Source organism: Microbulbifer sp. A4B17, from assembly GCF_003076275.1.
In the GTDB taxonomy this organism is placed as follows: Bacteria; Pseudomonadota; Gammaproteobacteria; order Pseudomonadales; family Cellvibrionaceae; genus Microbulbifer.
Map to the genome: position 1 here is coordinate 879,471 of NZ_CP029064.1, position 13,977 is coordinate 893,447.

Below are 13,977 nucleotides of genomic sequence, written 5' to 3' on the forward strand. Positions count from 1 at the left end.
AAAAGTAAATCTCTAGATTTTTCAATCTAAGAAGACTAAATATTTAATATACATATTTCGTATTTTTCTTTTTTTTCGAAAAAGGCTTTTTGTTTGATTTAATTTTCAGCGACGGGGGGGTAATGGCCAGCTAGGTCGCTAAGGTTGCTTTACCTTATGCTGACTTCTTGTCGAGACTGGATAGTCGGGGTGGGAATGGTCGTTAGAAAAGGCAGTAGTTATAGTCAAAAGGGTACTTAGGCCTGCCTATTGGCATAAAAAAAGGGACCCTGAAAGGGTCCCTTTAATTTCTGTATCTGTAACAGTGGCTAGGCCACAATTATAGACTTAGAAGTCAACGGCGTACTCGGCGAAGTACACACGACCGAAGTTGTTGTACAGGTCGTAGTGATCGCGAGAGAACTCACCATTCTTATCGAGTACTGGGTCCTCATTGAATACGTTGCGAACACCAAGCTTGAAGTTATGAGTGTTCTGGAAGGTGTAGTTGTAGGACAGGTTGTGTACCAACCAGTCATCCAGTTTACCATTGGATTCCAGAGCGGGCAGCAAGCTGTCATCGCTGTCGTCGATAATGTTCTCTGCGGCATGGGAGCCGGTGTAGGACATATACCAATCAACGCGGTGCTCATCTTTGGTCCAGCTCAGGCCCAGAGTTCCTTTCCACTCAGGGAACAGGTTCCAACCGGCGTGGTCTTGAACGTCAGCGCCGAAGTAGGCTTGCTGGCTGTACTCCATCAGGTGGCTGAGCATAAAGTTGAAGCCAAGCACACCGTAAGCGGTATCGAAGTCACCTTTAGCGCTGAAGTCTAAAGTTTGCAGTTCGAAGCCCGGCCCATTGACGTATCCAGCGTAGATTTCGTCAATTTCACCATTACCCAGACGTACTACAGTGTGCTCCTGACCTGCATACTCAGCAAAGATCATGTCCTGAGCGCCAACAGTCTGGATAACATTATCTACGGTCAGGTTGAAGTAATCGAGACCGAGGGTGATGTTATCGGTAGCATCGTAAACAACGCCAAGAGTGTATGCTTCAGATTCTTCTGCATCCAGATCTGGGTTGGAACCGTAGTAGGTGTTGTACTGTTGCTCAACACAGTCGCCTGACGCGATGCCGTTTGCTGCACAGTAAACGTAGTCAGTAGCATCCTCTGCAGAGAAAGAGGTTACGCCGTAGAGGTCGGAAAGGGCAGGAGCCTTAAAGCCTTGGCCCCAGGATGCTTTCAGGGTGACATTATCGAGAGGACGATAATTTACACCAACCTTCGGAGAAGTGGCTCCACCGAAATCTGAGTAGTCATCGTAGCGAACTGCAAGGTTAACTTCGATTTGATCAGTAACGGGCAGCAGGAACTCAGAGAAGAGTGCAGTTACATCGCGAGAGCCGCTGGCGCTGTTACCGGAGCTGCCGCCAACCCAGCCAGCTTCGGACTGCGCGTCAACGATAGAAGTATATTCAACTTCCATGCGCTCTAAACCAACGTAGGCAGAGGCAGTACCGCCAGCCAGTTCCAGCATATCAATCTGGGAGCCAGCGAAGAAGCGACGGGTATCCATCTGCTCATCAGTGATAGTGGTGGCTCGCAAGTTAGCGATAGCCTCATCGCTGTCCATGATCAGGTCGCCGTACCACTCGTTGTTGATGGCCAGACCACCATAGCTCAAGTAGTTGGAGCCAACGCCGGTAGAAGTATATTTGGAAAACTGTGCATATACTTCGAGGGAGATCGCGTCATTGATCTGACCGCTAACACCGATAGTGCCATCCATCATCAGGTCTTCAACGGTGTTGTCACGCGGACCAATAGCGTCCCAACGCCAAGTGGCATAGGTCTCTTCGCCAGTGGGGTTATCCGGGTGATCGGCAGGCATTGGATCAAATACGGCAGCGGGAGGAGCATAACGGCCGAACGACTCTACACGAGAGAAAAGCACGTCAGTGAAGGCTTTCCAGTCATCGTTGATATTGAACTCGGCACTGGTGAAGCTGTTTGCTTTCTTCAGGGATGCTCTGTTAGCAGAGATCAGGCTGTATGCGTAACCACATACGTTGCCGCCACTGTACTGTGCATTGATAAAGCCTTCGCCAATGCTCTCACAGTCACCGCCTTCCCACAGTCCGGTGGTTTCGTTGTAGGTGCTGCCGGGAGCGGCCCAGGTCGAGTGTTCATCATCCCAGATGGCGCGGCCGTAGCGGCTTACACCAACAGTTTCGGTGTTGATGTCAATGTAACCGTCACCGTCTGAATCGGCCCAGCGGGCTGAGGTGTAATCGCGGTCTCGGTCGTAAACTTCATCGCGGCTGCTGAATTCAATAGCGGAGGTGATGGAAACGCGATCACCGGAAGTACCGAATACCAAGCTAACGGATTCTTCGTCACCGCCTTCTTGTGATGGACGACCCATACGGGACTTGAAGCTTACGCCTTCAAAGTTTTTGCGCATGATCAGGTTTACAACACCTGCTACAGCGTCAGAACCGTAGGTGGAAGAAGCGCCATCCGCAAGAATTTCAATACGCTCAACGGCATCCATTGGGATCATGTTGAGGTTTACGGAGCCGCCACCGCCAAGAGAAGGGGAGGCAGATACACGGCGACCGTTGATCAGTACCAGAGTGCGGTCTGAGCCAGCGCCGCGAAGGTTAACGGTGGCGTTAGATTGGGCAGAGCTACCGGAGCGCTCACTGAAAGAACCCAGAGAGTTTACTGAGGTCTCACGAAGAACATCCGCAACGGACATGTTGCCACTCAGATCGATGTCTGAGCGATCAATGGTTACAGTTTGGCCGGAAACGTTAAGTGTATCCCGCTTGATTCGGGAACCTGTAACAACTACTTCCTCAACAATTGCTGCGTCTTCTTGTGCAAAAGCTGGCATAGCAGGAATCATAATCGCGGCTGCAGTCAGGCCCAGGGCCCCTTTGACTGCTGCGGACAGGAGATTCTTTTTCATTGTCAATCCTCTCTTGATCGTTGGATTTATAGTCTTTTGCCATAAGTGGCGATCGTTAAAAGTGACTACCCCCAAGTGGTCACTTTCCTCCCAACATGATCAAGACGATTGGCGGGCAGAACCCCTCATAAGAATCGTATTTTTTTTCTAAAACTACGTATTGTCAGGTCTGATAGGTAACTAGTGGGCGTTTTTTTGCTCGGTTGGATTGATTTTTAAGCTGGTGAGTGTGTTAAAGCTTAAAGGAAAGGCTTCCGTAAAAGAACCGACCGGTCAGATCGTAAGTCTGGTAGTCGTAATTATCACTGACAGCAGTTGTGGCGAGTGGTGGTGAGCGATCAAAGAGATTGTTTATGCCAAGAGCCACCTTCAATCGATCTGTTGCTGTATAGCTCAGTTGGATATCCTGAGACGACCAGTCACTGATTTTGCGCGTGCTGCTCACCCCATTTTGATTGGTATAGGTCTCTTTAAGGCTTCCTACATAGTGTACGGTATAACCGGCATTCCATGGGCCGGTTTTCCAGTAGACCCCGGCATTTGCCTTCCATTTGGGGAGTGAGCCGATTCCCCCGCTCAATGTGTCAGTGAAGGTTCCGGTAAGATCCTCTTTTGCGGAATCAGGTGAGCTTTGGTTGAGGTAGTGCAGCATTCGGCTAATATTCAGCGCCAGTTGGACTTGGTTGTTTTGATTTGGCTGAAGCTCATAGAGAAAGGCTGTATCGTAGCCGCGGACTTCGCGGCTACCCTGGTTTATGCGCGATGCATAAATTTGGGTGACATCGCCATTGCTGTCGCGGATGACTAGGTCGTTAAAGAGATTGAAGTAAGCGTTTTGCTCTAATAGAAATTGGGGATTGCTCCCAATAACCTGGTCTTCTTCAATGTCATAAAGATCGAATCTCCCGATTAACCCTTTGATATTTAGTGGATGCCATGTAACCCCTAGGGAGAGGGCGCGGGATGTTTCTGGTTTCAGGTCTGGGTTGCCACTAAACTCTGTGAGGTATTGGACTCGTGAGTTGTCAGCCTGTCCTAGGCAGCCAAGCAAACTACTGGCGTTTGCGCTTGTGCAAGGATCAAATAAAAATGCCTGGGTCTGGTAACCTTGCTGGTTCATATCAGTCAGTGTTGGCGCCCTGAATCCAGTACTAAAGCTGCCGCGAACAAGCATTGATTTGACTGGCTTCCATCTCAGGGCAAGTTTTGGGTTGCTGGTACTTCCAAAATCGTCGTAATGGGAGGTGCGAATGGCTCCATCCAGCCATAATTTTTCTGATGCAATCGGGATTGATACCTCGGCAAATGCTTCTTTTATATTCCGGGAACCTTTGGTGGAGCCTGGGGCAAGGCCGCCAATGTACGACAGTCCTGAGCTGGCATTTGAGTAAAGATTAACGCTTTCTCGCCTGAATTCGATTCCAGCCGCCGCAAGAATGTCTCCTGCTGCAATCCTCTTGACAGTGCCATCGGTAATAAATGTGAGCGATGTCATCCGAGAATTACTAGTTGTAATACTTGTTCCTCGAATGAAATCCAATTGCTCGGGGTCGATACTGCCGCTGGGACCGAGCAGGTTGATGGGGGTGCAGGAGATTGTAGGGTTACAGATGTCTGGTCCTTTAAGGCCCAGGGATAAAGCGTATGGATCTATAACATTACTCAACGTCTCCTTTCGATGAGTTCGGTGAGTTGAAGCGTTCAGTTCCCATTGCCATTCGTCTCGGAAGCCTTTTAGGCCAGTGCTAAAGCGCCAAGTGTTAGCACGGTTTTTCTGTACTCTGGGGCCGAGTTCGACGAAACGTCGTCGGACATCATAAATATCTTCACCGAAAGTGTTGTAAATGTTGTCGGCAGATATCGTCAAATCACCATTGTCGAACCGCGTGAATACTGGAGCGGGAGCCGCTGTTGACTCACCACTAGAGCGTATTCCCATAAGCTCGGAGAAGGCAGTAGCGCTCTCTCCAATATCCAAATTTCCCACCATATAAATGGCGTCGCTCTGTGTCTGGGGAATGGCTGAGGAGTAGTCGCTATAGTCAAACTTGTCCTCAGGCGACCAGTCCTGATATGTGCCGGCTGATATGCTGGTTACTACATCATTTTTACCGACCGCAATGAAACCCTCTGGAATGGCTGATGAGCGCTGATCAGAGCCGCCGGCGGCTCGGCTATCCGCAGACTGAGATATACTGCGGTCGCGACTCATTACCGCTCCCTGCTTAATCTGTGAGAGGTTGAGCATGACGTGGGTTTTATCGCCTCTCCAGCCCCAAGTTAACTGGTGGGATTGGCTTTCTCGATCTCCTTGAGGGGTTTGTCCCGCATAGCTTTTGGTTGAGAGCCCTTCAAAATCCCTTTGCAGGATAATATTGACTACCCCCGCAATTGCGTCGGAGCCATAAACTGCTGAAGCCCCATCTTTTAATATTTCCACTCTCTCGACAATGGCGAGGGGTATTGTATTTAGGTCTGTTGCCTCTCCATTAAATCCATCGCTGATGACTCGTCGCCCATTAATTAGTACCAGGGTACTATTTGCGGGAAGATTACGCAGGGAAACGGTGGCTGTTCCGTCACTCTGTTGGCTGACTGAGGTGCTAGTCGAGTTGCCGGATATGGCTGGTAGGAACTGGAGTAGGTCTGCGACAGTTTGGGCTCCAGACATTTCAAGTTGATCACGTGACAGGCTGTCGACGGGCAAATACCCATCTGATTGAAAGTGGCGTAAGTGGCTACCGGTCAAGACTTTTCCGGTAACGGTTACTTCTTCTGTGCGTGTTATATCGGTGTTTTTATCTAGGGTGATGCTTGTTGTAGCTGATTCAATAACGGCAACCGAAGAAGGGCTTAGTATTTTATAAGAGAGTGGAATCCCTTTCAGGAGTTCTTTCAGTGCTGGTTCAAATTGGCCTTTGGGGCTGAGAAGTGTTTGCTGGTCTACACGGTAATTGGCTGCATAAGATGTTCTAACAACTAATGATATATTGCATTGTTGACCTAGTGATATTAAAGCTTGGGATAGGCTTCCTTTAGGTATTTGGATGCCAGACTCTGGGCACACGGCAAATGTAGCGCTGGGAACTGTGAGCGCTAAGGCAAGGGATATTGTTATCCAGTGCTTGAGAGTCAAAGAGTGGCCCATTGTTTTTATGGCTGCTCGTAGTGAGCAGCGCTAACATTTCTGTTCTTGGTTCTATGGGCGGATCTGTCGAGCTGGGTAATAAACAACCGCCATGGTTGACGGTTATAACCTAGTTATGGGAGGGAGACAAGATAGTCAGGTTGGTATCGCTGTGGTCTTGCTGTAAGTCCAGAGCGGTAGCAATTGCTTTTAGGGTATTGTCGGGGTCAGAAACCTCAAAAGTTCCAGATACCAGCCTGTTCTCGACTTGGGGGGAAGCGACAGCAGGTGTGTTGAGGTAACGATTCAACTCTACCAAGGCGTCTTTAAGCGGGGTTCTTTCAAAGACCAGAAGTCCTCGGGTCCAATCGGTAGCTTCTTCTGGTGAGGTCTGGCCGATTGGGCTCAGGCCCCTATCGGATACGCTGACCTTTTCGTTCTTAACCAGCTGTACCGATTCGGGTTTCAGGCCGGGAGCGCTATCTGTTTCGCTGACTGAAACCGTGCCTTCGGTCACTGATACTTTGGTGCTCTCTGGATTGAGTTCAACATTAAACTCCGTACCTAATACACGAATATTGGCGCTACCGGCGGCAACGGTAAAGGGGCGAGAGGTTTGTCTAGCCACTTCAAAGAAAGCCTCTCCCCGTACTAACTCCGTACGACGCTCATTACGGTTATAGATAACCCGTAACTCACTATTTGAATTCAGCTTTACTTCTGAGCCATCGGAAAGGCTAATGGTTTGTATCTGTCCACGCTCGGTAGCGTATACCTGAGCTTTAAGCTCACCGCCCATGCCTTGATAGCCAACCCAAAGAGCAACTATTGCTCCGCAGGTAGCCAGTCCCCCGCCAATGAGCCACTTGGGCAGTGCCCATTGAGAGTTGTGCTTCTGAAATCCGTGGTTTGATGCTCGCTTAGCGGATTTTGTGGTCGTCCTTGTGTCTCGGGACGGGATGCTTTCTGGGAATAGAGTATCAACCGGCAGGTGGGATATAGCACCAAGATCCCCCCAGAGTTCTGTGATTTCTGCAAAGGCTCGCTGGTTTTCTTCCCGGGAGAGCCACTGGCTGAACTGGTGGCGGTCACTAGAGCTGACTGAGTCGGAGCGCAAACGGGCAACCCAAGCACAAGCCTGATCCAGGCTATCTTCGCTTACTATTTGCTCTGGGTTGGTTTTCATGGCTGCTCTAGCACCTAGGGTTATAAAAATCTTACTTAGTACTTTGATACTAAAAGTTGCATATTACTCAAAGTTTCTTAATTTGTGCGACCTTTACGGTGCGGGCCTCTGAGCAAAAAAATAATTCGAACGCATTTGCAATGTATAACAGTAAAAAGTTCTGTTAGACGGTGAGTCTTAAGTTTTACTCAATATCGCCCTTCGAAGCTGAGACGGCTGAACAGGTTTCTCCCTCAATTAATTTTAAAGGAGGAGTGGTAGGCTGTGAAAAATTGTACTTCATCTTCATTTTTATCATTGTAATTTCAGGGATGACTGCCACAAAGTGACTGAGCTAACTCTCTTAACTTACAGGTCATGGCCCGGGATTTACCTTCTTACGGCACGCTTTCAAAGCCTGCAAAATATACTTCTCAACACTGCTAACCGAGATATTCATCTCCTGGGCGATTTCACTATAGGAGAGGCCTCGGGTCCTGTGCAGTAGAAAGGCTTGGCGACACTTTAGGGGTAGCCTGTCCATGGTGTCGTAGATTGATTGCAGCTGCTGGCGGGCTGCAAGCAGTCTTTCCGGTGACTGGTGGTCAGCATGATCGTCTGTGTAGGGCTCACCCTCCATGGGAAGCTGCTGACTCACGTACTCCACATGGAGTTTGCCTCGGCGCAGCTGGTCCACGGCCAGGTTATTGGCAATCTGGTAGAGGTAGGCCCGTGGGTTCTCGAGTTCCTTTTCATCGCTGAGCTTTTGCAGGCGCAAATAGGCGTGTTGGGCGATATCCTCGGCATCGTCAGGGCTTTTGACAATGCGAGAGACAAAGCGTACCAAGGCCTGTCCGTGCTCGGTAAACAGCCTTTCGAGAAGCGTCTTCCTGGCCTTATTCATTACTGATCGTGATCCCCGTACCCGGCTCGCTGTAGTTATGGACTGATTGTTCTTAGTGCGAGTTGGCGCACAGTTATATCACAAGCATTGGTTTCGCTACGAGAGGTACGATCGAACTTGACTGGTCACGCTCTCCGATTCTCTATGCCTGACGGTGGATGCCGGTATAATGGCGGCCGCGCCACAGGCGCAGACAATAAGACTTTGCAGAGGTGTGTCGAGCACCGGAGATTGAATGAGTTATCAAGTACTGGCACGGAAGTGGCGGCCGAAGCTGTTTCGCGAGATGGTGGGACAGGAGCATGTTCTCCAGGCGTTGATCAACGCCCTGGATAATGGTCGCTTGCATCACGCCTACCTCTTTGCCGGTACTCGTGGTGTGGGTAAAACCACGATTGCACGAATCCTGGCTAAGTGTCTGAATTGTGAAGAGGGAGTCAGTTCTGAACCCTGTGGCCATTGTCATACTTGCAATGAGATTGCCGATGGCCGATTTGTCGACCTGATCGAAGTCGATGCAGCCTCGCGTACCAAGGTCGAAGATACTCGTGAACTGCTTGAGAACGTGCAGTACGCACCGACCCGGGGTCGCTTCAAGGTTTACCTGATCGATGAAGTCCATATGTTGTCGAACAGCTCGTTTAACGCGCTGTTAAAAACCCTCGAAGAACCGCCTCCCCATGTGAAGTTTCTACTGGCAACGACTGATCCGCAGAAGTTGCCGGTTACCGTGCTGTCCCGCTGTCTCCAGTTCAAGCTGAAGAATATGAGCCCCGAGCGGGTTGTGGGGCACTTGAAGTTTGTGTTGGAGCAGGAACAGGTTCCGTTTGAAGAGGGCGCCCTGTGGCATCTTGGTCGCGCGGCAGATGGCAGTATGCGCGATGGGATGAGTCTTACCGACCAGGCCATCGCATTTGGTGGAGGGCAAATTACCGAGGCAGAAGTGCGCGGTATGCTGGGCAGTATCGATACCGGCTTGGTGTGGAAACTGCTGCAAGCCTTGTCCGAAGAGGATGCGCCGGCCTTATTTGCCACAGTTGCTGAGTTGTCCCAGCAGGCCCCTGATTACAGTGCTGCGCTGGCAGAACTCGCCGATAACCTGCACCGTATTGCAGTGGCTCAGGTGTTGCCTCAATCTATCGATAATTCCCTGGGTGATGGTGAGCGACTGAGAAATTTAGCTGGGCGTATCGCCCCGGAAAATGTGCAGCTGTATTACCAGATGGCCCTGCTGGCCCGGCGTGACCTGCCCTTGGCCCCGGATCAGCGCAGTGGCTTTGAAATGGCTCTACTGCGGATGTTGGCTTTCCGCCCCCAGGGTGTTGCGGATATTCCCCGTTCGCCACTGCCATCGGCTTCCGAACCCGTTTCACCAGCACCGGCTCCAGAAGCGCTACAGCCACAGGCTCCTGTAGCGCCAGAAGTACCGGGGGGCAGCCCGCTAAAAAAGCCTGAAGCGGCACAGCCGCAGGCTGTAGCAACGGTTGATCTAGCTCCCTCGCAGGCAGTGCAGGGCCTACAGCCGTCGCAGAATCAGGTAGAGCAGCAAGAGGCAGAGCCGGCGGTCCCAGCTGAATTGATCAGTGAGCCAGCGACGGGGGCTCAGCCGGAGCAAATTACAAGCCCGTCCCCTGTCCAGGGAGTGGCAGAAGAGCGTCCCCAGCGTAAAGATGTCCTGGCCGAGCTGCGCCAGCGAGTTGCGGAAGTGGAGTCGGCGCCGGCACCACAGCAACCAGTACCACAAAATACAGTGAATACCTCGCGGGAGGCTCCGGTAGAAAGCCGCGGTCAGGAAGTGCCAAAAGGGCGTTTGGAAGCATTAACGCCTGGCAGTTGGCCGGTAATGTATGGACAGCTGGGTATTACCGGTATTTTGCACTCCATTGCCCAGCATTTGGAGATGGTGGGCAGGCAGGACAATATACTCTCGTTCACCCTGGATGAATCCTACAGCAGCCTCTACGACGAAGTTCACCAGCGGCGCCTGGGGGACTCTCTGGCAGACTTCTTCCAGCAGCCTGTGGTGGCGCAGATACAAGTAGGGCAGGTACATGGGAGTACCCCCGCCCGGTTAGTCGCAGCTACCCGCCAAGCGCGGCTTGAAGCTGCCCTGGATGCACTGGTCGCTGACCCGCTGGTTCAAGAATTACAGACAGAATTGAGTGCGGAACTGGTGCCGGGCTCCGTAGAATCACTAGTAGTAGAAGATTAATGACAATTAGGGCCCGGTTTATTCAGGGACCACATGCACAAGATAGAGGTTACCTATGAAAGGTTTGGGCGATTTGATGCAGCAGGCCCAGAAAATGCAGGCCGATATGCAGGAAAAAATGCAGAAGATGCAGCAGGAGCTGACGGAACTGCGTATCTGCGGTGAGTCTGGGGCGGGTATGGTCAAGGTGACGATGAATGGTCGCCACGATGTGATATCTGTGGAAATTGATCCCTCCCTGATGACCGAAGAGAAGGAAATGCTGGAAGACCTGCTGGCCGCTGCGGTCAACGACGCTGTGCGCCGTGTAGAGGAAAAAACACAGGAACTGCAAAAGCAGGGGATGGGAGACCTGACTTCAGGTATCAATTTGCCTGAAGGCTTTAAGTTCCCCTTTTAAGAAGTGGCCATCCACTGGTTTTGAGTTTGTATGTTTAGTCCCCTGATTGAAGAGCTGATCCGCGCGCTCCGCTGTCTGCCCAGTGTGGGCCCCAAGTCCGCGCAGCGCATGGCGATGTACCTGTTGGAAAAAGACCGGGAAGCTGCCTCCCTGCTGGCCCAGAGTTTGGCGCGAGCGGTGGAACAAGTGGGGCGCTGTGGGCAGTGTCGCACCCTCACAGAGGAGCCCGTTTGCTCATTGTGTAGCAATAGCCGGCGCGAGCAGGACTCACTTTGCGTGGTTGAGACGCCCGCTGATGTTCTGGCTATTGAGCAGGCCGGTAATTACCACGGTCGCTACTTTGTCCTGCATGGGCATCTCTCGCCCATTGATGGCATTGGCCCGGGGGACCTGGGGATCGACTTGCTGGAGCAGAGGCTCGCTACTGAGCAGTTGCGCGAACTTATTGTCGCCACTAACCCTACGGTAGAAGGTGAAGCTACCGCGCAGTACATCGCGGAGAGAGCTCGTGCCCAGGGGGTGGCGGTGAGCCGGATTGCCCACGGTGTGCCCATCGGCGGAGAGCTGGAATATATCGATGGCGGCACTCTTGCCCATGCATTTAATAGTCGAACCGCATTTTTCTCTGGCAGTTGAGTGATATCGATGACAGAAATAGATACCACTCCACGCTGGGTCGACAGTTACGAGCAGCTGGTAGAGTTGTGTGCAGAGTGGCGCAAGCAGAGTGCGGTAGCCTTGGATACCGAGTTCATGCGCAGCCGTACTTTTTATCCCCAACCGGCCCTGGTCCAGGTAGGTGATGGAAAACATTGCTACCTGATCGACAATTTGGCTATCGAGGAGTTACAGCCGCTTCGCGACCTCTTACTCAATACCGCTGTCACTAAAATTATGCACAGTTGTAGTGAGGACCTGGAAACCCTGGAGCGCTTGCTGGGGGTGATTCCCGAGCCCATTTTTGATACCCAAGTTGCCGCTGCGATCTGTGGTATGGGAGCGGGCTTAGGTTATGCAGCGACAGTTAACCAGCTACTGCATATTGAATTGCCCAAGAGTGAAACCCGCTCGGACTGGCTGCAGAGACCTCTCAGTGATGCACAGAAAACCTATGCGGCCCTCGATGTCGCTTGGTTGCCGGTACTCTACGGCGTACTGGTAAAAGGCCTCAATGCGAAGGGGCGCCTGGAGTGGTTGCAGGAAGACTGTGCATCATTGGTGGTCACGGCTCGAAACCCGAACCCACCTGAGGTTTACTACCAAAAAGTGAAAGGTGCTTGGCGCCTGCGCAGTAAACAACTGGCAGTGCTTCAGGATGTGTGTGCCTGGCGCGAAAAGCAGGCCAGGGCGCTGAATATGCCGCGCAATCACTTGTTGAAAGAGAATATCTGTATCGGCCTGGCCCAACAGTTGCCCCGGCATAGAGGTGCCTTGAGCCAACTGGGTATGGAAGGGCGAGCTCTGCGTGAGCACGGCGAGACCTTGTTAAAAATCGTTGCCCAAGCCTGCGAGAGAAGCGATCCACCTGCGCGAATGCAGCAGCCCCTCAACCGGCAGCAGGGAGAAATCCTCAAGCAACTGCGGCTTGAGATGGTGTCTATTGCCGAGCGGGCCGGGTTGCCTGCCGAAATATTAATTCGCAAAAAAGAGCTGGAAGCGTTGGTCCAGGCCCGTCAACCAGAGTTGGAGGGCCGGCTCAGAGGATGGCGGGCCGATGTGATTGGCCACCCTTTGCTCGAAGCTCTGAAACAATTGCGTAAAGAGGAATTGAAGTGAAAGTTTTATGCGATATTTATCGCAGCCCGAATAAAGACGAAATGTATCTGTACGTGGATAAGCGCGAGGGCACTGCGAGGGTTCCCAAAAATCTACTGGAGCTTTTCGGCAAGCCGCAGCATGTCACTACGATGTTGATGACGCCGGACAAAAAGCTGGCCCGTGCAGAGGCGGACAAGTTACTCAAAGAGGTGCGCACTCGCGGCTATTACTTACAGATGCCGCCAGTAGCCGACTCCGAAATGAGTGAAATCGCCCTGAAGAACAGCAAGTTGCAACGCTGAGTCGAGCTAAATGGCACAGGAGCCTTTTTGGCGGCGGAAAACGCTGGAGCAAATGAATCGGTCCGAGTGGGAGCAGCTTTGTGACGGTTGTGGTCGCTGCTGTCTGCACAGCTTGGAAGATGAGGATACGGGTGAGGTCTACCTCACTAATGTGGCCTGTCGCTTGTTGGATACCCATTCCTGCCAGTGCAGCAAGTACAGCCAGCGCAAAGCCCATGTTCCCGGATGCATTCAGTTGCGTATAGAGGATATTGCCGAATTCGATTGGTTGCCGCTCACCTGCGCATACCGCAGTCTTGCGGAAGGGCGCCCTCTTGCGGACTGGCACCCATTGGTGTCGGGGGACCCGGAATCCGTGCATCGGGCGGGGATATCGGTGCATGGGCGCGTTGTCAGTGAAGAGTCGGTTCATCCAGACGATATGGAGGATCATATTGTCTCTTGGGTTGAACAGGGTTGATCGCAAACGGGAACTGCGACCTGTGAACGCCTTTGGATATTGCGCATAATTAAGGAGCCTCTGAATAACTCCTTCTTCGGATCGATTTATGGCTGGCAGTGCTTGTCTGCGAAGCGGCGTAAATATGCCGGTTCCGAGCGAGTGACGATGTAAAGGACCCTGGCATATATGCCCGATATTAAATCGGTGTGCCAGAAAGTAGAGTGAGAGAATGACAGAAGATTTCCAATTTGCCTGGATGGTATACGCCGCTTCAACACTGGTTATGCTGTTGGCGGGCTGGTGGTTTATGCGCAATTGGCGCTGGAGTTGGGTGCGCCAGACTCTACTGTTAGTGGCTGCGGCGGTGTTGTTGGCGCCGGCAAAGACCTCTGTAGCGGAATCAGTTGCTGTGCCTGTGTTGCCGCTATTTGTTTATCAAACGCTGTTTGAAGAAAATGGAGCTGCGCCGGAGGTCACTACCAATTTGATATTCGCTTCAGGTGGGGCCCTGGCGATCATGGTTGTTTGGGGGGTTGTCAGCTTGCTGATGAGATTTCGCCGGGACAGGCGTCGTCGCTTTGATGAAGATCCCTACTTTAACGAACAATAACCCAAGATATGGCTGTCATGCCTGAGGGCAGGGTAGCCATTCACCCAGTATTTTTTGTTGCACTTTAATTCACTTGCGCAGCCATCGTCCCTCCTCGAC

11 protein-coding genes are annotated in these 13,977 nt (G+C 51.8%); 7 read left to right on the forward strand and 4 right to left on the reverse strand.

Features of this window, described 5'->3' with window-relative positions:
* Positions 1–327: 327 nt before the first annotated feature.
* From BTJ40_RS03980 to BTJ40_RS03995, 4 genes are all read right to left on the reverse strand, one after another.
* A complete protein-coding gene (locus tag BTJ40_RS03980; RefSeq protein ID WP_108731880.1) occupies positions 328–2,958 on the reverse strand; it encodes a TonB-dependent siderophore receptor in 2,631 nt (876 codons plus the stop codon).
* 232 nt (positions 2,959–3,190) lie between these two features.
* Positions 3,191–5,707 carry a TonB-dependent receptor gene (locus BTJ40_RS03985; protein WP_238152125.1) on the reverse strand — a complete coding sequence of 839 codons (2,517 nt, stop codon included), beginning with the start codon at positions 5,705–5,707 and terminating at the stop codon, positions 3,191–3,193.
* Positions 5,708–6,215: 508 nt separating this feature from the next.
* On the reverse strand, positions 6,216–7,271 hold the full coding sequence (locus BTJ40_RS03990; protein WP_108731882.1) for a FecR domain-containing protein: 1,056 nt from the start codon (positions 7,269–7,271) through the stop codon (positions 6,216–6,218).
* Between the two features lie 355 nt (positions 7,272–7,626).
* Positions 7,627–8,154: an RNA polymerase sigma factor gene (locus BTJ40_RS03995; protein WP_108731883.1), complete on the reverse strand. Its 528-nt coding sequence runs from the start codon at positions 8,152–8,154 to the stop codon at positions 7,627–7,629.
* 235 nt (positions 8,155–8,389) lie between these two features.
* On the opposite strand from BTJ40_RS03995, the gene dnaX reads away from it, so the two are divergent.
* From dnaX to BTJ40_RS04030, 7 genes are all read left to right on the forward strand, one after another.
* On the forward strand, positions 8,390–10,366 hold the full coding sequence (dnaX, locus tag BTJ40_RS04000; RefSeq protein ID WP_108731884.1) for a DNA polymerase III subunit gamma/tau: 1,977 nt from the start codon (positions 8,390–8,392) through the stop codon (positions 10,364–10,366).
* A 55-nt stretch (positions 10,367–10,421) separates the two neighbouring features.
* On the forward strand, positions 10,422–10,766 hold the full coding sequence (locus BTJ40_RS04005) for a YbaB/EbfC family nucleoid-associated protein (protein WP_108731885.1): 345 nt from the start codon (positions 10,422–10,424) through the stop codon (positions 10,764–10,766).
* Between the two features lie 30 nt (positions 10,767–10,796).
* On the forward strand, positions 10,797–11,402 hold the full coding sequence (gene recR, locus BTJ40_RS04010) for a recombination mediator RecR (RefSeq protein ID WP_108731886.1): 606 nt from the start codon (positions 10,797–10,799) through the stop codon (positions 11,400–11,402).
* A 9-nt stretch (positions 11,403–11,411) separates the two neighbouring features.
* Positions 11,412–12,542 (forward strand): ribonuclease D, encoded by a 1,131-nt coding sequence (gene rnd / locus BTJ40_RS04015; RefSeq protein WP_108731887.1) that lies wholly within the window; start codon positions 11,412–11,414, stop codon positions 12,540–12,542.
* Complete coding sequence (locus BTJ40_RS04020) at positions 12,539–12,826, forward strand: YcgL domain-containing protein (RefSeq protein ID WP_108731888.1); 288 nt, start codon at positions 12,539–12,541, stop codon at positions 12,824–12,826. Before rnd ends, BTJ40_RS04020 begins: the two co-directional genes overlap by 4 nt.
* A gap of 10 nt (positions 12,827–12,836) precedes the next feature.
* Positions 12,837–13,286 carry a YcgN family cysteine cluster protein gene (locus BTJ40_RS04025; protein ID WP_108731889.1) on the forward strand — a complete coding sequence of 150 codons (450 nt, stop codon included), beginning with the start codon at positions 12,837–12,839 and terminating at the stop codon, positions 13,284–13,286.
* Between the two features lie 211 nt (positions 13,287–13,497).
* Positions 13,498–13,878, forward strand: coding sequence for a hypothetical protein (locus tag BTJ40_RS04030; protein ID WP_108731890.1), 381 nt, complete (start codon positions 13,498–13,500; stop codon positions 13,876–13,878).
* The last annotated feature ends 99 nt before the right edge of the window (positions 13,879–13,977 follow it).

What these genes read in the sequence shown, in the direction of transcription:
- BTJ40_RS03980 (WP_108731880.1), bottom strand. Translation starts at nt 2,958, where the DNA reads ATGAAAAAGAATCTCCTGTCCGCAGCAGTCAAAGGGGCCCTGGGCCTG.
- BTJ40_RS03990 (WP_108731882.1), bottom strand. Translation starts at nt 7,271, where the DNA reads ATGAAAACCAACCCAGAGCAAATAGTAAGCGAAGATAGCCTGGATCAG.
- BTJ40_RS03995 (WP_108731883.1), bottom strand. Translation starts at nt 8,154, where the DNA reads ATGAATAAGGCCAGGAAGACGCTTCTCGAAAGGCTGTTTACCGAGCAC.
- dnaX (WP_108731884.1), top strand. Translation starts at nt 8,390, where the DNA reads ATGAGTTATCAAGTACTGGCACGGAAGTGGCGGCCGAAGCTGTTTCGC.
- BTJ40_RS04005 (WP_108731885.1), top strand. Translation starts at nt 10,422, where the DNA reads ATGAAAGGTTTGGGCGATTTGATGCAGCAGGCCCAGAAAATGCAGGCC.
- recR (WP_108731886.1), top strand. Translation starts at nt 10,797, where the DNA reads ATGTTTAGTCCCCTGATTGAAGAGCTGATCCGCGCGCTCCGCTGTCTG.
- rnd (WP_108731887.1), top strand. Translation starts at nt 11,412, where the DNA reads ATGACAGAAATAGATACCACTCCACGCTGGGTCGACAGTTACGAGCAG.
- BTJ40_RS04025 (WP_108731889.1), top strand. Translation starts at nt 12,837, where the DNA reads ATGGCACAGGAGCCTTTTTGGCGGCGGAAAACGCTGGAGCAAATGAAT.
- BTJ40_RS04030 (WP_108731890.1), top strand. Translation starts at nt 13,498, where the DNA reads ATGACAGAAGATTTCCAATTTGCCTGGATGGTATACGCCGCTTCAACA.